The organism is Microbacterium sp. BLY, from assembly GCF_017939615.1.
GTDB lineage: Bacteria > Actinomycetota > Actinomycetes > Actinomycetales > Microbacteriaceae > Microbacterium.
This window is the reverse complement of the sequence record NZ_JAGKSR010000001.1, coordinates 1,840,161-1,859,330: the sequence shown is the minus strand read 5'-3', so window position 1 is coordinate 1,859,330 and position 19,170 is coordinate 1,840,161. Positions and strand designations below refer to the sequence as shown.

Genomic DNA, 19,170 nt, shown 5'->3' with positions numbered 1-19,170 from the left:
GTTCAGAACTGCACGCGTGGCGGTTCGGAGATGGCGCCGCTGTCGGCGACCTCGAAGAACTCGCGCTCGGTGAAGCCCAGCCCCTTGGCGAACAGGTTGTTGGGGAACACCTTGATCTTCGTGTTCAGCTCACGGACACCGCCGTTGTAGAACCGCCGGGCCGCCTGGATCTTGTCCTCGGTGTCGACGAGGGCCTGCTGCACCTGGAGGAAGTTCTGGCTGGCCTGGAGCTGCGGATACGCCTCCGCCACCGCGAAGAGGCTGCGCAGCGCCTGCTGGAGGTGCCCCTCGGCGATCCCGGCTTCCCCGGGGCTGCCGGCGGACAGGGTCTCGGCGCGTGCCCGCGTGACGTTCTCGAAGACCGCCTTCTCGTGCGAGGCGTAGCCCTTGACCGTCTCGATGAGGTTGGGGATGAGATCGGCGCGGCGCTTCAGCTGAACCGTGATGCCGCTCCATGCCTCGTCCACGCGGACGTTCAGCTGCACCAGCGAGTTGTACGTCGCCCAGAGATAGACGCCGACGAGCAGGATCACCCCGACGACGATCAGTACCGGCACGAGCCATTCCATCAGAGCCCCACCCTTTCCCGTGTTTCTCTCATCCTAGACGCGGTGCCTGCACGTGGACTGGGGATGCGAGGGCTCCGGCCCTGCGCTCAGCGGCCGAGCACGCGTTCCAGATAGCGGTTCGCGAATCGGCGGTCCGGGTCGAGGCGATCGCGCAGGGCCACGAAATCGTCGAAGCGCGGGTAGCGCTCGCGCAGCGCCTCGTGCGTCAGCGTGTGCAGCTTGCCCCAGTGCGGACGTCCGCCGTGGGCGAGCATGATCTCCTCCACCGCCGCGAAGTAGGCGGTCGGGTCCGCGCGCCAGTACCGATGGACGGCGATGTAGGCGCTCGGCCGCCCATGAGCGGTCGAGAGCCAGCGATCATCCGCCGCCGCGAAGCGCACCTCCACGGGGAACTCGATGCGCCAGCCGCGCTGCGCGATGAGCTCCTGCAGCGCTCGGAATGCGGGCACCACCTCGGCCGCCGGCAGCGCATACTCCATCTCGCGGAACCGGACCGTCCGGCTCTGCGTGAGCACCCGGTGCGAGAGGTCCGTGTACTCGCGGTCGCCGGTCAGCCGCACGGCGAGCCGGTTGAAGGGCGGCGTCACCGCCGGCACGGCCTGACCCGCCGCGCAGACGACGCGGTACACGCCGTTCGCGAGCACGGTCTCGTCCAGCCATCGCCCCACGACCGGCAGCGGCTCGCGTCGCGCGGACTCGGGGAGGCGCGTCTGGCGCTTCGTCAACGCGACCTCCGTGTGCGGGAACCAGTAGAACTCGAAGTGGTCGGCCGCGGCCACGCGCTCGTCGATCGTCGACAGGACGTCCTCCAGCGGAAGCGGCTCGTCGACCGCGTGCATCACGAACGTCGGCACGCACTGGAGCGTCACCTCGACGATGATGCCGAGCGCGCCGAGCCCGAGCGCGACGGCCGGCAGCAGTTCGGGGCTGTGCTTCTCATCGATGCGGAGGAACGCGCCGTCGGCGGTGATGAGGGTCACCCCCACCACCTGCGTCACGAGCCCCCCGAATCCGGCCCCGGTGCCGTGCGTGCCCGTGGAGAGGGCGCCCGCGATGGACTGCCGGTCGATGTCGCCGAGGTTCTCCATCGCGAGCCCGTAACGGGCGAGGAGTCCGGGGATACGGTGCAGGCGGGTGCCGGCGAGCAGCGTGACGCGTCCGCTCGTCGCGTCCGCCGAGACCAGCCCCTGGAGGTCGTCGAGCTCCAGGAGCACGCCGGGCGCCACGGCGATCCCGGTGAAGCTGTGCCCGGCGCCGACGGCCTTGATCGTCAGGCCCTGCCGAACGGCGGCCACGACGGCGCGCTGCACGCCTTCGGGGCTGCGCGGACGCTCGACCCGCACCGGGCGGACCGATGCCGAGCGGCCCCAGTTCTGCCAGGTGCCGCCGATCCTCGTCACAGGAAGGCCTTTCCCTCGCCGCGGTAGGTCGGCAGTTCGTCGATGACCTCGTCACCGGACACGAGATGGTAGGCGGCGATCCGTTCGGCCGGTTCGCCGCTCTTGGCGTGACGGAACCAGACGCGATCGCCGACGCCGAGCGTCGCGGCGGCCGGGCCCTGCAGCGGCGTCTGCACCTCACCGGCCGCTTCGCGCGGGAGGGTCCGGAGGTTCGGCGGCCACACCGGCCGCGGCTGCCGCGAGGAGACCGCAGGCCCAGAGGCGATCCATCCGCCGCCGAGGACCGTGGCGATATCCGCCGCGGGACGACGCACCACGTCGAAGGCGAACGCCGCGGCCGGTGCGGGACGGAAGGACCGGTAGCCGTCGAAGAGATGTCCGCCGAGCAGGCCGCTGCCCGCGCTGGCCTCGGTGAGCGACTCGTCGCTGCCGCTGAACTCGAGGGAGCCGGAGCCGCCGCCGTTGAGGAACTCGAGGGGCGCGACGGCGCCGACCGCCGCGACGATCGCAGCCCGACGCGCCCGCAGTTCCTCACGCGAGCGCGCCTGCACCATGCGGATGAGCGGGGCGTCGGGACCGGCATCGCCCTGGCCCGCGATCTGCGCGTCGTACATCTGCAGACCCACGAGGCGGAAACCGGGGCGCGCGACGATCTTCCGTGCGAACGCCGCGACCTCACCGGCCGTGAACAGCGCAGACCGACGCACGCCGATGTGCCCGAGCAGCGCCGAGCGCCAGGACGCATCCACATCGATCGCCACCCGGATCTCCGGTCGTCGCGCGGGACCCGCGACGCTGTCGACGAGGTCGAGGTGCACGGGGTCGTCGACCATGAGGGTGATCCGCTGTGCCGCCCGCTCGTCGCCGCAGAGCCGCTCGAGGCCGGCGCGGTCTGCCGTCGGATAGCCGAGCACGATGTCATCGTGCGTCTCCGCGAGCCAGAGCGCCTCCTCCAGGGTGAATGCGAGGATGCCCCGGAAGCCCGGGAGACGGAGCACGGCGTCGAGGACCGCTCGCACCCGGACCGACTTCGACGCGACCCGGATCGGCAGGCCGCCGGCGCGGACCAGAAGGTCCATCGCGTTGTACCGCAGCGCCTCCCGGTCGATGACGGCGACGGGAGCGGGCAAGTGCCCGGTCGCGGCGGACAGGCGCGGCCAGTAGCGGCCGGGATCCTCCCACTCGGGGGCGATCGCGGGGGTTCCCGAGGCGGGGCTCAGTTCGTCGGTGAGGTCGAGCACTCCCCCACCCTACGGCTCCAGCCCCGCCGGGTCACGACCTCCGCCGACGATAGGCTGACGACGCGGCCCCCGTAGCCCAATGGCAGAGGCAGGCGACTTAAAATCGCCGCAGTCTGGGTTCGAGTCCCAGCGGGGGCACCGTCAGCGGCCGAAGATGTCGCCGAGCCCGGGAAGGCCGATGTCGCCGAGCCGCTCGCCCCATCCCGCTGCCGTGTCGCCGAGCCCGGACACGGCCTCGCCGGCCGACCCGAGCATCTCCCCGGCGCCGCCGGTCAGGGCCTCGAGGTCGACGCCCTCCGCGAGTGCGTCGAAATCGACGCCCAGCCCCGCCGCCTGTTCCAGGAGCGGCGCGGCCACGGCGCTCATGACCGCCCCTCCCGCGACCACACCGAGGACACCGACCGCGGCCCCGCCCGCGGCGACCGCGGCCCCACCGGCCGAGGCGCCGCGGACGCGGGACAGAAGCCCCCGAACACGCCCCGGCTCCATCGCCTCCGCCCGCCCGGCGGCCCGCGCCAGGTCGTCGGCCGACGACGAGCGCGGACGCTCGCCCGCCGGGAGCTCGGCCCGCATGCGCTCCTCGACCAGCGCGCGCTGTGCGGGCGTGAGCCGGGCGAACGCCTCGCGGTGGATCTGCTCGATGCGGTGAGGGTCGGCGGTCTGCAGGAGGTAGTCGTACCGTGCGATGGCGGCGCGATCCGCGGCAGAGGCGCGCGGCGCGGACGCGTTCCGCGCGCCGGGGGTCGCCGTGGTCTGAAGCGCGTCGGTGGCGAGGCGGATCAGGCGGGAGAGTGTCGACATGGAAGTCCCTTCGTGGGACGGGCAGCCGTTCTGCGCCCTGTCGGACGACAAGGATTCCCGGCAGCCCGTGATTCGGGTGCCAAGGTCTCCTCCACCCTCGCGGGCCAGCGGGCCGGGGCACGATGACATGCCCGTCATGACGACGACGCTGCAGACGGGAGTACTCCCCTTGCCCTCCGCACGCTACCGGGTCGGGCTATGGATCGGCTCCACACGGAGAAGGCCCCGGCGCTCGCGCGCTCGGGGCCTTGCTCTCAGAACCGGACGGTCACTTCGTCGCAGCGGTCTCCACCGAGTCCTTCGCCGCGGCGGCGGGGGCCTTCTTGGCGGCGGGCTTCTTCGTGGCCGGCTTCTTCACGTCCGCAGGCTTCTCGGCGGCCGGGGCGTCGGCGGCGGGCTTCGCCGCAGCCGGAGCCGTCGCGGCGGGAGCCGCATCGGCGGGAGCCGCCGGGCGCGGGCGCGCTGCGAACTCCTCGAACACGTACCGCGGGTTCTGGACGGTCTCGAGGTTGACGAGGTCGCGACCCAGCCACAGGTTGTTCCACCAGCCCCAGAGCACGCGCCACTTGCGCTCCCACGTCGGCATCGCGAGACCGTGGTAGCCACGGTGCGCGAGCCAGGCGATGAAGCCCTTGAGGGCGATCTTGCCGGACTGGAAGACGCCGTTGTACAGGCCGAGGCCAGCGACAGCGCCGAGGTTCTTGTGGAAGTACTCCTTGGGGCTCTCCCCGCGGAGCACGGCGACGAGGTTCTTGGCCAGGAGCTTGGCCTGGCGCACCGCGTGCTGGGCGTTCGGGACGCAGAAGCCGCCGACGCCGCCGCCGGAGAGGTCGGGCACGGCCGAGACGTCACCGGCGGCCCAGGCTCCCTCGACGAACGCCTCGGGCGTGCCGACGCGGAGGTCGGCGCGGGTCTGGATGCGGCCGCGCTCCTCCACCGGGAGGTCGCCGCCGCGCACGACGGTCGGGTTGGCCATGACACCGGCGGTCCAGACGATGACATCGGTCGGGATGACCTCGCCGGTCGAGAGCTCGACGTTGCCGTCGATGGCGCCGGTGACCTGCGTGTCGAGGTGGACGTTGGCGCCGCGCTTGGCGAGGTCCTTGAGGACCCACTCGCTCGTCTTCAGCGAGACCTCGGGCATGATGCGGCCCATCGCCTCGATGAGGTGGAAGTGCGTGTCCTCGAAGCTCAGCTGCGGGTACTTGCTCACAAGCGACGACGCCAGCGAGCGGAGCTCGGCGAAGACCTCGATGCCCGCGAAACCGCCGCCGACCACGACGACGGTGAGCAGACGGTCGCGCGCCGGGCCGGCCGGGAGGGAGGCCGCCTTGTCGAAGTTCGACATGACCTTGTCGCGGATCGCGACGGCCTCTTCGATCGTCTTGAGACCGATGGCGTTGTCGGCGATGCCCGGGATCGGGAACGTGCGCGACACCGCACCGGCGGTGACCACGATCTGGTCGTACGCGAACTCGTACGGCTCACCCACGGGCGGGGTGATGGTCGCGACCTTCTGCGCGTGGTTGATGTTCGTGACCTTGGCGGTGAGCACGTTCGTGCGCTTCAGGTGACGACGGTGCGCGACGACCGAGTGGCGGGCCTCGATGGATCCGGCGGCGACCTCGGGGAGGAACGGCTGGTACGTCATGTACGGCAGCGGGTCGACCATGGTCACGTCGGCCTCACCCTTGCGCAGGTGCTTCTCGAGCTTCCACGCGGTGTAGAAACCCGCGTACCCTCCGCCGACGATCAGGATCTTGGGCACAGTGCTGTTCTGAGGCACAGAAGAACTACTCCTCGGAGTCGGGAATTTGGCGTACGGGAACGCGCGCCGATCGGATGCGCCGGGCAGCTGCGGTGACGCCAAGCGCTACCAGGATACCAGGGACCGTGAGGGCGATCAGCGGCAGGGTACCGTAGCGCAGCGAATCCGCGCTGGGAAGCAGCGGTGAACCGGCCTCGGTCGGCGCGTCCGCGTCGGGCAGCGGAGGCACTTCCACCGGCGCGACGGTCGGTTCGGGGGTGGGCTCGCTGTCCGCGCGCCGGAACAGGCGAACCCATTCCGCCAGGTCGCCCATCGGGTTCTCGCTCACCGTGGGGATGCTCGCGGAGATGGCCGCCTCCGCGTCCACGAGCCCGAAGCCGTAGAGCGGATCGCGGGGCTTCTGGGCGTCCGCCACCGGCATCGCCGTCTTGATGATGCGGTTGATGACATCGTTCGCCGAGATGTCCGGATGCGCCGAGCGGATCAGCGCGGCGATCCCCGCCACGATCGGGGCGGCGCCGCTCGTCCCCCGCCACGAGACGACCTCGCCGTCCGCCGACACGCCGAGCAGACCTTCGCTCGGTGCCGAGATGCCGATCGTGATGCCCTGCGTGGACGCCTCGATGCTCGCCGTCCCGGTCTGATCGACACCGCCGACCGTGAGCACACCGGGGATGGTCGCGGGAGCGCCGATGATGTTCGTCCCGCTCCCCCTGTTGCCCGCGGCGACGACCACCACGACGTCGTGCTCGAACGCGTACAGGAACGCGTCGTCCCAGCTCTCGTCCCAGTCGAGGGTGTTGGTCGTGAACGACAGGTTGATGATGTCGGCGCCGTTGTCGACCGCCCAGCGCATGCCCTTCGCCACCTGCTCGGTGAACGGCACCGCCGCCGCGGCCCCGAAGCCCACGGAGATGGAGAGGAGATTCGCCTCCGGCGCCACGCCGATCATGCCGGTGCCGTCGGGCTTGCCGCGGCCCGCGGCGAGCGAGGCCACCCACGATCCGTGATTGCCGTCCACCGCGCCCAGCGGGGTCCGGCCGTCCGGCGTCCCCGCTCCCGACACATCGGTGCCACCGACGACCGCATCATCGAACACCTGCGGCACCTTGCCGATGCCCGTGTCGATGACCGCGATGGTGACGCCCTCGCCGCGCGTCGTGTGCCAGGCCTCACGGATGCGGGCGCCGTCCAGCCAGTACTCGGAGGCCCGGACCGGGTCCGCGGGGTCGTCGGGAACCGGCGGCGGGGTCGGGGTCGGGGTGGCGGTGGCACCGAGGAGCAGGACGGATGCCGCCATCGCCACGACGACGACGGCGGCTCGCCGCATCCGCCCCGGCGTCATGCCGAACGTGCCGATTCGTCGCGGAGGGCGGCGCCGGGGTCCTCGCAGCGGCAGACCTCGGGAGACCAGTTGCTGCGGGCGAGCGCGGCGTCGCCGATCGGGTTCACACCGGCCCCGGCGGCCAGAGCGTGGCCGGCGAGGGCGTGCAGACACTTCACACGGGTGGGCATGCCACCGGCGGAGATGCCGTCGATCTCGGGCACCTCGCCGAACTGCGCACGGTCGGCGAGGTACGCCTCGTGGGCCGCCCGGTAGGCGGCGGCCACCGTCTCGTCCTCCGCGAGCAGCGCGGCCAGCTCGGGCATGGCCTGGTTCGCCTCGAGCGTCGACATCGCCGCCGTCGCCGCCGGGTGGGTGAGGTAGTAGAACGTGGGGAACGGCGTCCCGTCCGCCAGACGCGGGGCCGTGGCGACCACCGTCGGATTGCCGCAGCGGCAGCGCGCGGCGATGCCGACGACGCCCCGAGCGGGTCGTCCGAGCTGGGCCGAGACGACGGCGAGCTCGGCGGAAGTGGGCGCGGGGAACGGCGGGGTGGTCACCCCACCAGCGTAGGGGAGCCGCCAGGGAGGATGCTCGGAGCGGCGGTCAGGGGGCCGCGGCGGCCGTGTCGCTCAGACCGGCGGACACGAGGGTGCGCAGCAGCTGGGGCATCCAGTCCGCGGGCTTCTCCTCGAGGGTGTCGCTCACCGGCTCCTGCTCCCGGGGCAGGGCGGACGGGTCGAGGTCGTTGTCGATCAGGTAGACGACCTCCCCCGGCTTGACGTAGTAGAGCCGTTCGCGCGCCTGCGTCGTGATGTAGGCGGGGTCGTCCCAGCGCTCGCGCTCCGCGGTCAGGGCCGCGATCTCGTCCTCGCTCACGCGCACGGACTGCTCGAGCGCGGCGATCTTCTGCCGCTGATCGATGAACGTGTCGAGCGTGGGCACGAGCACCCAGGCCCCCAGCACCACGAGGGACAGCATGATCACCGAGAACGCGGACAGCCGCATCCCGGAGGCCCACTCGCGGACGTCGACACGGGGGGCGGGCTTCGCCGAGCCGCGCGGCGGACGACGGGTGCGCGAGGCGGCCGGCCGAGAGGCGGCGGGCCCCGGCGAAGACGACGAAGGAGGAGCCGGTCGTCGTGCCACGGCTCCTCCTTCGTGTCCGCCGTCATCCGGACGGCGCTGTCGTGCCGCGAAAGCGGCGTCATCGCTGGTGCGGCTGCTCAGCCCCGGTAACGCGGGAAGGCGGAGCGACCGGCGAACACCGCGGCGTCGCCCAGCTCCTCCTCGATGCGCAGCAGCTGGTTGTACTTCGCGACGCGCTCGCTGCGCGCCGGAGCCCCCGCCTTGATCTGTCCGGCGTTGGTCGCGACGACCAGGTCGGCGATCGTGGTGTCCTCCGTCTCGCCCGAACGGTGCGAGAGCATGGCCGTGTAGCCCGAGCGCTGCGCGAGGCTCACCGCGTCGAACGTCTCGGTCAGCGTGCCGATCTGGTTCACCTTGACCAGCAGCGAGTTGGCGACGCCGCGCGAGATGCCGTCGGCGAGACGCTGCGGGTTGGTGACGAAGAGGTCGTCGCCGACCAGCTGCACCTTCGAGCCCAGGGCCTCGGTGAGGTGCTTCCAGTTGTCCCAGTCGTCCTCGGCGAGCGCGTCCTCGATCGTGACGATCGGGAAGTCGTTGACGAGTCCGACGTAGTACTCGGTGAGCGCCTCGGCGTCCCAGTCCTTGTTGTCGAGACGGTAGACGCCGTCGGAGAAGAACTCGGTGGCGGCGACGTCGAGGCCGAGCGCGATGTCGGTGCCGGGGGTGAAACCGGCCTTCTCGATCGCCTTGACCAGGAAGTCCAGGCCCTCGCGGTTGCTGGGCAGGTCAGGAGCGAAGCCGCCCTCGTCGCCGAGGCCCGTCGCGTAGCCGGCGGCCTTCAGCTCGGCCCGCAGCACGTGGTACGTCTCGACGCCCCAGCGCAGCGACTCGGAGTAGGTCTCCGCACCGATCGGCGCGAGGAAGAACTCCTGCATGTCGATGCCGTTGTCCGCGTGCTCGCCGCCGTTGATGACGTTGAACAGCGGCACGGGCAGGACGTGGGCGTTGGGTCCGCCGAGGTAGCGGAACAGCGGCAGGTCGGCGGAGTCGGCGGCGGCCTTGGCCACGGCGAGGCTCACGCCGAGGATGGCGTTCGCGCCGACGCGCTTCTTGTTCTCGGTGCCGTCGACCTCGATGAGGATCTCGTCGACGATGCGCTGCTCGCTCGCCTCCACGCCCTCGAGCGCCGGCCCGAGCTCGTCGATGACGGCTTCGACGGCCTTGCGCACGCCCTTGCCCCCATAGCGGCTCTTGTCGCCGTCGCGGAGCTCGTACGCCTCGAAGGCGCCGGTCGAGGCACCCGAGGGGACGGCCGCGCGCTGCACGATGCCGTCGTCGAGGAGCACCTCCACCTCGACGGTCGGGTTTCCGCGCGAGTCGAGAATCTCGCGTGCGCCTACAGCCTCGATCAGTGCCACTGATGTGCTCCTTGCTCAGGATGGAAGGGTGTGTGGAGCGTCGTCGATCCGCGCCCAGTCTATCCCCGGCATCCGGACCGGCAGGGAGACGGGGCGGGAGCGCCCCCGGTCACACGACGAGAGCGAGCGCGAAGCCGTCCCACCCCTTCAGGCCGACGGTCTGCAGCGCCGTGGCCTCGAAACGGGGGTCCTCTCCCAGCATGCGCAGTCCCGCACGGGTGCCGTTGACCTTGGGATCCGTGGAGTCGTCGCGGACGATCTCGCCGTCGCGGCCGATGTTGTCGAGGACGACCACGGTGCCCGGGTGCCCGAGCTTCGCCGCCCAGTCCAGGTACACGGTGTTGGACTCCTTGTCGGCGTCGATGAAGACGAGGTCGAAGCCGCCCACGAGGGTCGGGAGCACGTCGGCTCCGCGACCGATCCGGATCTCCACCCGCTCCCCCACCCCGGCCGCGTCGATGCTCGCCCGGGCGACCGCGGCGTTGTCGGCCTCCGCCTCGATCGTGACCACCCGTCCCTCCGGCCCCACGGCGCGCGCCAGACAGATCGTGGAGTAGCCGCCCAGGGTGCCGATCTCGAGCACGCGCCGGGCACCGCTGATCCGCACGAGGAGGTTCAGCAGCTTGCCGGCCACGGGGGCCACCTCGATCTCCGGGAGCCCTGCGGCGCGCTGGGCCTCGAGCGCCGCCTCCAATGCCGGGTCGGGCCCCAGGAGCGTATCGGCGAGGAAGGTGTCGGCGCGTGCCCAGGCGGCAGGGGTGGAGTCCATGACCTCAGCCAACCCCCGGGTCCGGGCGGGCGTCAAGCGCGGGGGCGGACGGCGGCGTCCGCGGCGCCGCGAGCGCGGGCTGCGTCCGGAACTGCCCGGTGACCGCCAGCACCGCCACCACGACGGCAGCGACGATCCATCCCGCGACGCCGAGCGGTCCGGCGAGAGCGAGGTCGGGGAGGGCGGCCGCGAAGATCAGGACCATCCCGCCCGCGGCGTTGAGCGCGCCGTGCGCGACCACCGCTGGCCACACCGAGCCGGAACGCAGCCGCAGCCAGCCGAACAGCACGCCCCAGGCGACGCAGCCGCCGATCATGAACAGCACGCCGGTGATGTCGGTCCGGCCGAAGTTGTAGCCGAGGAGGATGACCGGGCTATGCCACACGCCCCAGATCGCCCCGCTGAGCAGCAGGGCCGGCCATGTGCCGAGCGGCCGCAGGGCCGGAAGCAGCCAGCCCCGCCAGCCGAGCTCCTCCCCGAAGGCGAGCACGCTGTTGACGAGCGCCGCGAGCGGGATCAGGGCGAGCTGCGCGAACACGACGACGCCGACCGGCGGCTGCGGCGTCCCCGCCGGGAGCGCACGGGCGAGCTGGTCCGCGAAGGCCGCGAACGTGAGGTCGAGCTGCAGCCAGCCGACAGCGGCCGCGACGAGGATGCCGAGACCGACGAGCACCGGCGGCACGAGCCAGGCGACGAACAGGAGCCCGACCACGCGCTTCGCCGGTCGCAGCGGCCAGAGCCCGAGAAAACGCGCCCTGGTGCCTTTCTCCGGCACCCCCGTGGTCAGCATCACGACGACCACCGCGGCCGCCGGCGTGAACATCATGACCGGAAGGAGGGCTCCCGCGAAAGGTTCGGCGAGCCCGTCGCCGAGCCAGAGCGGCAGGCAGACGAGAGCGGCCAGACCGCAGGACGTGAGGGTGAAGATGAGGACGGCGCGCCAGGGCACGCGCGTCAGTGTGGTGCGGGGGGCGGTGGTCGTCATCGCGCGGCCCTCCCCGTCTCGCTGGAGGGTGCCGGCCCGGCAGATCGCTCCACGTACGCCTGCAGGAGAGCGGCCGCCTCCTCCGCGCCGTCGATCGTGATGACGAAGGGGCCGTGCTCGCGGCGATGCACCTCGATGGCCGGGCCCTGACGCATCACGATCCCGCTGCGCCCATCGGGGGCCAGCCGCCAGCCCCACCCGCCGAACTCCCCGAACGGCGAGACCCGGACGGCCCGGGCCGACACGATCTCGGCCACCGGGATGGCCTTCCGCGGCCATCCGATGAGCGCCCGCGCGTCGATGCCGTCGGGGGTGACCCGCACCCGGAAGGAGGCCGTCGCCGCCACGGCGAACCCGACCACGAGGGCGACCAGCGCGGAGACCCAGGCCAGCGGGACCCCGGTGACGGCCATCGTCACGGCGAGGGCCACGAGCCCGAGCAGCACGACGAGGAGGAGCAGCAGCGCTCCGGTGGGCATGGTCGTGGTGCCCACCCAGACGACGCGCTCCCCGTCACCGATCCGCACGGTGCGGCGCGACTCGAGAGTCGGCCCGGCGATGGCGGACACGCGCGGCTGCACGACCCAGGCCAGGCCGCCCACGAGGAGGAGGGCCGCGAAAGCCACTCCCATCACGCCGCCGATCCCCGGCACGTCGGCGGGCGACGTCAGATCACGCTGGATGGCGAGGGAACCGAGGCAGATCGCGCCCGCGAACGCCGATGTCCCTGCCGACACCGCGCCGAGGAAGCGGGCGGTCGGACCCCAGTGCGCGCCGACGGCGACGAGCGTCGTGATCGTCAGGAAGATCGGTATCCCCAGCCCCATCCCGAGCAGCACCCAGAGGTAGGTCGCGGCGGGGCCGAACCCGTCCGCCCCATCGACGCCCCAGTGGATGGCCACATCTCCGGGGAAGGACGGCAGCCAGGACCCCAGGACGAGCGCGGAGACCACCACGATGAGCAGCGGAAGGACGAAGGACACGAGCACGAACGCCCGTCTCGCGCGGCGCAGGGTGGCCGGAGGTGTGCGGGTCGGATCAGGCGTCGTCATGAGGGCCCTCCTCAGGGGTCGCTTCGGGGGTGGACGGCACGGCTTCCGTGCGATGGGTGCGGACGATGCCGGCGAGGGTGTCGACGGACACCCCCAGCGCGGCCGCGCGACGCACGAGGCCGTCGATCTCCTGCGCCAGCTCGGCGAGCGGAGCAGCGGAAGCGGCGATCACGGCGCCGCGCCCACGGCGGAGGTCGACCAGACCCTCGTCGCGGAGCCGTTGGTAGGCGTGCAGGACCGTGTGCTGGTTGATGTCCAGGGCGGCGGCGACGTCACGGGCGGCGGGCAGGCGGTCGCCGGGCGCCAGCACCCCGGCGAGGATGTCTGCGCGCACGGAGGCGGCCACCTGGTCGTACAGCGCGTGCGGGCTGTCGACATCGACGCGGATGAGCATGCCGCCTCCCTTCGCTACTTATTCTAGGTGAACTAGAACAACTGTGCGAGCCCACCTCCCCCTCGCGCCGCGCCAGAGCGTGGGGGCCGCGTCGCAGTATCGCGGCTCAGCGCTCCTCCGAGCCGCGCCGCGGCGGATGAAGGCCCGATCCTTCCGCAGACCTCGTCGGCGCGCTCTTGTAGCCCCGGCTCACGAGGAGAACTCGCCGCCAGTACGACTGTGCGAGGAAAACGGGGTCATCTCGCGGGATGAGAGCCCCCACCATCACGGTCGTGATGAACAGCACAAGGACGAAGATGGGCCCGATCCACACCGCGCGAGCGCCGATGATGAAGCCGGCGATGACGACGACACTCAAGACCAGGAGCCCGGCGACTCGACCCAGCCAGCGAAACGCCCCCGCGGTCGTCGAGGCGAAACTGAGACCGACGCTCACCCCGAGAAGTACGGTGAGGAGGTAAATGAGGGCTTCATCCGCCACTAGCGGTCCTCCGTTCAGCATTTGATCCTCCAGATCACTCCGGGGATCGGGGCAGCAGTGAAAAACAGGCAGGTCTTCGGGTTGTCTCCCTGCGCGAGATTCGCTTGCGCCACGATGTAAGACGCGAAGACTCCGCACACCCTCACTCGTGCAGCTTTCGCAAAGACACCGCACATGCCGATCGCGGCAGCATAGTCGCGGACTCGCCGTGTTTCTGAGCGGTTCAGCTTCATCCCCCAGGCCGGCCCGGTCCACTGCCACGTAGGGTCTGCAACGATGGGATACGTCGTCGAGGCGTCGGGAATGACGATCTGGAACAGTTCGTCGCCGCGAATCTCGTACCGACTGGGAACGGAGCGCCCGTCCGCCCCCACAGCCCAAGGCGCCGCCACCGGGACCAGGTTCTTCTGATCGTCGATGAAAATCACCTCCCCGCTGTCAGACAGATACGGCTGATAGCCATCCATCCGATAGCCGAACTCGTGAGCGCTGTCCGAAGTTCCGATCACTGTCTGGATGCGAGTGGATCCATTTTCGAGTGTCTGAACGGCGACAGCATCTCCCGAATTGTCGTCGGCCGCGTGTACAACTGTTCCATCGTCGGCGACAGCACCCTGGCCAACTGAGAGCTCATCAGGAAGCGCGATACTGACAGCCTGTTCTCCCTCCTCCGTCGGCCTCGTCACGACGACCTCAGCATCTGACGCCAATGGCACGAAAGACTCAACACCGGCGACGCTCGTGACAAGTCGACCGGCAACAATCTCACCAGGCCTGGAGAGGTCTGTCGCAGGCGCAGCAGCTTCGATCGTCGCGGCAACCACTTCGGCATCATTCGCTGAGTCGTCCGACGCGTGGGCCGGCGAGATCGTGGTGCACGTCAGCGCCGCCGCAGCCGCGAGTGAGCCGACGAGCGCGAGGTTGGTTCTCAACACTTTCTTCCCTTCTGAGCCGGCGCAGATGCCAGCGCGATGCCACGCTAGGCAGCCTCAGAAGGCGTGTCTGTCCACCATCCGGGGGACAGACAGCGAAACCCCAGTGATGTCGCGCCAGCACACCGATATGAAGCATCTGCCGGGCGGTCTGCGCGCGCGGCTGACGCGTCACCCGCCGTTCACCCCGGCGTGGGACGATGACCCGATGCCCCTCGCCCGCCGCCTGACGCTCGCCGACGCCGTCGCGATCGGACTCGGATCCATGATCGGCGCCGGGGTCTTCGCCGTGTGGGCGCCGGCCATCGGTGTCGCGGGCAGCGGAATCCTCGTGGCGCTCGCGATCGCCGCCGTCGTCGCCTACGCCAACGCCACCGCCTCCGCGCAGCTCGCCGCCGTCCACCCGGTCGCCGGAGGGACGTACGCCTATGCGCGCGCGGAGATCGGGCCGTGGTGGGGATTCATCGCGGGATGGAGCTTCGTCGTCGGGAAGATCGCCAGTTGCGCGGCCATGGCGATGACGTTCGCCGCCTACGCCGCTCCCCCCGGGTGGGAGGTGCCGATCGCCGCACTCGCCGTCGCCTCCCTCGCGACCGTGAACTGCTTCGGGGTGACGAGGACGGCCCTGGCCACCCGCATCCTCGTCGCCTGCTCCCTGCTCGGCCTCGCCGTCGTCGTCGGCGTCGGCTTCGGTGCGGCGCCGACCGCAACGCCGGCGTCGCTGCCCGACGCGAGCGTCTACGGCGTGCTCCAGGGCGCCGGGCTGCTGTTCTTCGCCTTCGCCGGCTACGCGCGGATCGCCACCATGGGCGAGGAGGTCGTCGACCCTGCGCGCACGATCCCGCGGGCGATCGTGCTCGCGCTCGGCGGTGCCGTCGTCGTCTACGGACTCGTCGGCGTAGTCGTCCTCCTCGTGCTCGGCGGTGACGCGCGCGGATCCGCCGCGCCGCTCGCCGACGTGCTCACGGCGTCCGGTTGGTCGGCGCTCGCGCCGGTCGTACGCATCGCCGCGGCCGCCGCGTCCCTCGGTGCGCTGCTCGCGCTGCTGACCGGGATCGGCCGCACCTCCCTCGCCATGGCACGCGAAGGCGACCTCCCGCGATTCCTCACCCGGATCGACGACCGGTTCCAGGTGCCCCGCCGCGCCGAGATCGCCATCGCCGCGATCGTGATCCTCCTCGTCCTCCTCGCGGACCTGCGAGAGGTGATCGGGTTCTCGTCCTTCGGTGTGCTGCTGTACTACCTAATCGCGAACGCCGCCGCGTTCCGCCAGCACGGCACCGCCCGACGGTATCCCCGGGCGCTCCAGGTGGTGGGTGTTCTCGGCTGTCTCGTGCTCGTGAGCACGCTGCCCCCGCTCGCCTCCCTGATCGGCACCGGCGTGGTACTGCTGGGCATCGCGGGACGGCTGCTGCGGCTGCGACGGGCTCAGCCGGACGCCCGCGCGCGATAATCCCGCGGCGGCAGACCGAGGACGGCCGAGAAGTCACGCGACAGGTGAGCGTGATCGGCGTACCCGAGAGCGGCGGCGAGCGCCGCCAGATCGGTCTCCGGCTCGTCACGCAGACGCTGCGCCGCCTCCTGCAGCCGACGGCGGCGGATGATCGCTCCGGGGGCGAGCCCGACAGTCCGATGGGTGAGCCGCTGGAGCGTCCGCACGGACACGGCGAGGCGTGTGGCCGCCTCCTCCGGCGTCAGCGCCGCGCGCTCGCCCCACAGGACGTCGACAAGCGCGTTCGCCTGCCACCCCGCCGCACCGAGCGGTCCGATCCGCTGCGACAGCCACGCGGAGAACGCGGAGACGGCGGTCTCCCGGTGCCGCTCATCCCGTCCCATCGCCGCCGTCACTGCGGCGTGCAGGTCCGGGGCGTCGAACGGATGCTCCGCATCGACGAGCACCGCCGCATCGTCCACCAGCGCCGCCACTGCGGCCGGTCGGAGCAGGGCACCAACGGCCCATCCCGCACCCCGGAGCTCTCGCGTCGACGCCCGCGTGGTGGCTCCCGAGATCGTGACGCCCTCCGGAGCGACGACGAGGTTCACCGCCGGATACGACACGAGCTCCTGCCGCGACACCGCCCCCTCCGGAAGGCGCCATTCGGGAATCCAGAACCAGGCGACCGCGTCGGCGGCCTCCGCATCCGGAGCCAGCCGGTGGAAGGTCGGCAGGTGGGACGGATAGAGCACGCCACGGGTCGGGTCCACCATGCGGCCAGCGTAGAGGGCACCGCCGACGACGCCGGAGAGACGTGTCGCGGATCTTCAAGCGGCGCCCTCCGTCGACGATCTACCGTGGCGGCATGACAGACCAGACACCTCGCGCCGGTGCGACCGGCACGCACACGACCGACGGCCGCCCGCACAGCGCGACCTCGCTCACCCCGTTCCTCGCGATCTCCGACGCGGCCGCGGCCGTCGCCTTCTACCGGGACGTCTTCGGCGCCCGCGTCGTCGACGTCACGGAGTTCGGCGGCGTCGTCGCGCATGCGGACCTCGACTTCGGGCTCGGGCGTCTCCAGCTCGGTGAGCCCAGCCCCGACTACCATCTCGTGCCCGCCCCCACGGGCGACGACGACTGCTACTCGATGGGCCTCTACGTGCCGGACGTGGACGCCGTCGTCGCGCGCGCCGTGTCGGCCGGGGCGACCGTGCGCGAAGCGCCGTCGCTGTTCGTGTCCGGCGACCGGTACGCCAGCATCCGCGACCCGTTCGGCGTGCGGTGGTCGATCATGACCCGCGTGGAGGATCTGTCCGACGAGGAGAGCGCGCGGCGGGTGGCGGAGTGGGCGGCCTCCTTCAGCGCGGCTCCGGAGGACGCCGGGAGCTGAGCGCGGCCCGCGCGGCGCGCTCGACGGCCGGCAGCAGCGCCTCCGCGGTGCGACGGTAGCCCAGGGCGCTCGGATGGAACCGGTCCAGACTGAACATCTCCTCCGGCTCGTCGAAGAACATCGGACCGACCGCGCGCCGCAGGTCCACCGGCTCCGCGCCGCACCGCCGCGCGGTCTCGGCCTGTACCTCGGCGAGACGGCGCGAGAGCACCGAGGCGATGCGGCGCAGGGGCTGCGGCACGGCCCGGAGCGCGCCGAGGTCGGGACACGTGCCGACGACGACGCGCACGCCCCGGGCGTGCAGACGTGCGATCGCATCGCGCAGGTGCCGTGCCGACGTCGCGGTGGGGAGACGGTGCGTGACGTCGTTGCCGCCCACGACGATCACCGCGACGTGCGGACGGTCGCCCGGCGACAGCCCGTCGAGCTGGGCGGAGAGGTCTGGCGACTCCGACCCCACGACGGCGGCGGTGTGCAGCCGGACCGGGCGGCGCAGACGGCGTGCGACGGCCTTCGCGAGGCGCGCCCCGAGCGTCTCCTTCCGACGGGAGGCACCGAGCCCCGCCGCGAGCGAGTCGCCCAGCAGCAGGAGGTCGAGAGGGACCCCGTCGAGGCGCGGACGCCAGACGCGATCGGCCGCCGGCGGCTGCTCACCGAGCGGCTTCCCGATACGACGGCGGGCGAGCGCCGCCTGCTGGTCGAGAAGAGCACGGGCGGACCCTGCCACGACGACCGCGGCGAGCGCGACGATGATCAGGAAGCGGAGACGGCGCACCCTCCGATGGGAACCGACCGGCGTGAACGCGCGGTGAACATGCCCGTCGGGCCGACGGACGCCGGCTCAGGCCAGGGTCTTCACCTCGAGCTCGACATCGCCGGACCGCACGCTCGCGAAGTGCGTGTACCCGTCCGCGGCCGACCGCTCCAGCAGCGCCTTGAGGTTCTTCGTGCGCTGTTCGAGGCGCACGCGCGCGCCCTTCGCGACCAGGGCCGTCTTGTGGGCGACGAGTTCGGCCACCGGGACGGCCGCATCGTGGACGAGCACGATCGCCTGCGGCGCGGTGGCCGGATCGGTCGAGACGAGGTCGACCAGGCGTTCGAACCCGAGCGAGAAGCCCACCGCGGGCACGTCCTGCTGCAGGAATCGTCCGATCATGCCGTCGTACCGGCCGCCGCCACCGAGCGAATACGTCACCGACGGGTGCGCGAGCTCGAAGATCGTCCCCGTGTAGTAGCCCATGCCGCGGACGAGGAACGGATCGAACACGAGCGGGATGTCGTCCTGTCCGCGGCCCGCCGCCACCGCCTCACCGATGCCGACGAGGTGCGCGACGAGTTCGTCCGGCACACCGTCCGGGAGCGCCTTGCGGATCTGGCGGTCGCCGAACGGGTGGTGCTCCAGCGTCTGCGGGCGGCCGAGGAAGGCCTGGAACGCATCGACCGCCGCAGGGGTCGCCCCGCGCTCACGGAGTTCGGCGGCCACGCCCTCGGGCCCGATCTTGTCGAGCTTGTCGATCGTGATCAGCACCTGCGGACGCTCGCCCTCGGTGAAGCCGAAGTGCTCCAGCATCCACTCCAGCACGCGGCGGTCGTTGATCCGCACGCTCGCGCCCTCGAGGCCCAGCGCGTCGACGGCGTCGAGGGAGGCGGCCAGCAGCTCGGCCTCCGCGCGCGCCGATGCATCGCCGATGATGTCGATGTCGCACTGCACGAACTGGCGGTAGCGCCCCTTCTGCGGACGCTCGGCCCGCCAGACCGGCCCGATCTGGATGGAGCGGAAGACGCCGGGGAGCTGTCCGCGGTTGCTCGCGTAGAAGCGGGCGAGGGGCACGGTCAGGTCGTAGCGCAGACCGAGGTCGGACAGCTCGGCGGGGTCGTCGGCCGCGGCGCGGATGCCGTCCGCATCGAGACCGCGGCGCAGGATGTTGAACGACAGCTTCTCGTTGTCGCCGCCGATCCCGGCGTGCAGGCGGTCGTACTCCTCCACCACGGGGGTCTCGATCTCGTCGAATCCGTGGGCGCGATAGCGGTCGCGGATGACGGAGAGCACCCGCTCACGGCGGGCCTTGTCGGCGGGGAGGAAGTCGCGCATGCCGCGCGGCGCGTTCACGGTAGCCAC

General features: G+C 71.5%; 20 protein-coding genes and 1 tRNA gene. 3 read left to right on the top strand and 18 right to left on the bottom strand.

What is annotated here, in order from left to right:
• Positions 1-2: 2 nt before the first annotated feature.
• The 3 genes from KAF39_RS09170 to KAF39_RS09160 form a co-directional block, all read right to left on the bottom strand.
• Positions 3-569 (bottom strand): LemA family protein, encoded by a 567-nt coding sequence (locus KAF39_RS09170; protein WP_136051621.1) that lies wholly within the window; start codon positions 567-569, stop codon positions 3-5.
• An 86-nt stretch (positions 570-655) separates the two neighbouring features.
• Positions 656-1,969, bottom strand: coding sequence for a D-arabinono-1,4-lactone oxidase (locus KAF39_RS09165; protein ID WP_210676978.1), 1,314 nt, complete (start codon positions 1,967-1,969; stop codon positions 656-658).
• Positions 1,966-3,210 (bottom strand): alanine racemase, encoded by a 1,245-nt coding sequence (locus KAF39_RS09160; protein ID WP_210676977.1) that lies wholly within the window; start codon positions 3,208-3,210, stop codon positions 1,966-1,968. The genes KAF39_RS09165 and KAF39_RS09160 overlap by 4 nt, the downstream gene beginning before the upstream one ends.
• Positions 3,211-3,275: 65 nt before the next feature.
• On the opposite strand from KAF39_RS09160, the gene KAF39_RS09155 reads away from it, so the two are divergent.
• Positions 3,276-3,348 (top strand) — tRNA-Leu (locus tag KAF39_RS09155).
• 3 nt (positions 3,349-3,351) lie between these two features.
• Here KAF39_RS09155 and KAF39_RS09150 read toward each other — a convergent pair.
• From KAF39_RS09150 to KAF39_RS09095, 12 genes are all read right to left on the bottom strand, one after another.
• On the bottom strand, positions 3,352-4,011 hold the full coding sequence (locus KAF39_RS09150) for a cation-transporting ATPase (protein WP_210676976.1): 660 nt from the start codon (positions 4,009-4,011) through the stop codon (positions 3,352-3,354).
• 268 nt (positions 4,012-4,279) lie between these two features.
• A complete protein-coding gene (locus tag KAF39_RS09145) occupies positions 4,280-5,779 on the bottom strand; it encodes an NAD(P)/FAD-dependent oxidoreductase (protein ID WP_210676975.1) in 1,500 nt (499 codons plus the stop codon).
• A gap of 25 nt (positions 5,780-5,804) precedes the next feature.
• The gene (locus KAF39_RS09140) at positions 5,805-7,109 is read right to left on the bottom strand and encodes a S8 family serine peptidase (RefSeq protein ID WP_246878270.1); all 1,305 of its coding nucleotides are present in this window, start codon (positions 7,107-7,109) and stop codon (positions 5,805-5,807) included.
• 11 nt (positions 7,110-7,120) lie between these two features.
• On the bottom strand, positions 7,121-7,663 hold the full coding sequence (locus KAF39_RS09135) for a DUF501 domain-containing protein (RefSeq protein WP_210676973.1): 543 nt from the start codon (positions 7,661-7,663) through the stop codon (positions 7,121-7,123).
• A 46-nt stretch (positions 7,664-7,709) separates the two neighbouring features.
• Positions 7,710-8,111 (bottom strand): septum formation initiator family protein, encoded by a 402-nt coding sequence (locus tag KAF39_RS09130; RefSeq protein WP_246878269.1) that lies wholly within the window; start codon positions 8,109-8,111, stop codon positions 7,710-7,712.
• Positions 8,112-8,329: 218 nt separating this feature from the next.
• Positions 8,330-9,610, bottom strand: a complete 1,281-nt coding sequence (gene eno / locus KAF39_RS09125) for a phosphopyruvate hydratase (RefSeq protein ID WP_210676971.1) — start codon at positions 9,608-9,610, stop codon at positions 8,330-8,332.
• Between the two features lie 109 nt (positions 9,611-9,719).
• Positions 9,720-10,379, bottom strand: coding sequence for an O-methyltransferase (locus KAF39_RS09120; RefSeq protein WP_210676970.1), 660 nt, complete (start codon positions 10,377-10,379; stop codon positions 9,720-9,722).
• 4 nt (positions 10,380-10,383) lie between these two features.
• The gene (locus tag KAF39_RS09115) at positions 10,384-11,364 is read right to left on the bottom strand and encodes a CPBP family intramembrane glutamic endopeptidase (protein WP_210676969.1); all 981 of its coding nucleotides are present in this window, start codon (positions 11,362-11,364) and stop codon (positions 10,384-10,386) included.
• On the bottom strand, positions 11,361-12,416 hold the full coding sequence (locus KAF39_RS09110; RefSeq protein ID WP_210676968.1) for a DUF1648 domain-containing protein: 1,056 nt from the start codon (positions 12,414-12,416) through the stop codon (positions 11,361-11,363). Before KAF39_RS09110 ends, KAF39_RS09115 begins: the two co-directional genes overlap by 4 nt.
• Positions 12,403-12,810 carry a GntR family transcriptional regulator gene (locus tag KAF39_RS09105; RefSeq protein ID WP_210676967.1) on the bottom strand — a complete coding sequence of 136 codons (408 nt, stop codon included), beginning with the start codon at positions 12,808-12,810 and terminating at the stop codon, positions 12,403-12,405. The genes KAF39_RS09110 and KAF39_RS09105 overlap by 14 nt, the downstream gene beginning before the upstream one ends.
• Before the next feature lie 106 nt (positions 12,811-12,916).
• The gene (locus tag KAF39_RS09100) at positions 12,917-13,291 is read right to left on the bottom strand and encodes a hypothetical protein (RefSeq protein WP_210676966.1); all 375 of its coding nucleotides are present in this window, start codon (positions 13,289-13,291) and stop codon (positions 12,917-12,919) included.
• A 14-nt stretch (positions 13,292-13,305) separates the two neighbouring features.
• The gene (locus KAF39_RS09095; RefSeq protein ID WP_210676965.1) at positions 13,306-14,226 is read right to left on the bottom strand and encodes a hypothetical protein; all 921 of its coding nucleotides are present in this window, start codon (positions 14,224-14,226) and stop codon (positions 13,306-13,308) included.
• A gap of 205 nt (positions 14,227-14,431) precedes the next feature.
• On the opposite strand from KAF39_RS09095, the gene KAF39_RS09090 reads away from it, so the two are divergent.
• A complete protein-coding gene (locus tag KAF39_RS09090; protein ID WP_210678009.1) occupies positions 14,432-15,676 on the top strand; it encodes an APC family permease in 1,245 nt (414 codons plus the stop codon).
• Here the strand turns inward: KAF39_RS09090 and KAF39_RS09085 are convergent.
• Entirely contained in the window at positions 15,652-16,431 is a 780-nt protein-coding gene (locus tag KAF39_RS09085; protein ID WP_210676964.1) for a helix-turn-helix domain-containing protein, read from the bottom strand. The two genes, KAF39_RS09090 and KAF39_RS09085, sit on opposite strands and share 25 nt — an antisense overlap.
• A gap of 92 nt (positions 16,432-16,523) precedes the next feature.
• Between KAF39_RS09085 and KAF39_RS09080 the strand changes: the two genes are divergently transcribed.
• On the top strand, positions 16,524-17,051 hold the full coding sequence (locus tag KAF39_RS09080) for a glyoxalase/bleomycin resistance/extradiol dioxygenase family protein (RefSeq protein ID WP_210676963.1): 528 nt from the start codon (positions 16,524-16,526) through the stop codon (positions 17,049-17,051).
• Here the strand turns inward: KAF39_RS09080 and KAF39_RS09075 are convergent.
• Complete coding sequence (locus KAF39_RS09075; RefSeq protein WP_210676962.1) at positions 17,020-17,826, bottom strand: SGNH/GDSL hydrolase family protein; 807 nt, start codon at positions 17,824-17,826, stop codon at positions 17,020-17,022. The genes KAF39_RS09080 and KAF39_RS09075 overlap by 32 nt on opposite strands.
• Before the next feature lie 66 nt (positions 17,827-17,892).
• A complete protein-coding gene (hisS, locus tag KAF39_RS09070; RefSeq protein ID WP_246878576.1) occupies positions 17,893-19,143 on the bottom strand; it encodes a histidine--tRNA ligase in 1,251 nt (416 codons plus the stop codon).
• Between the last annotated feature and the right edge of the window lie 27 nt (positions 19,144-19,170).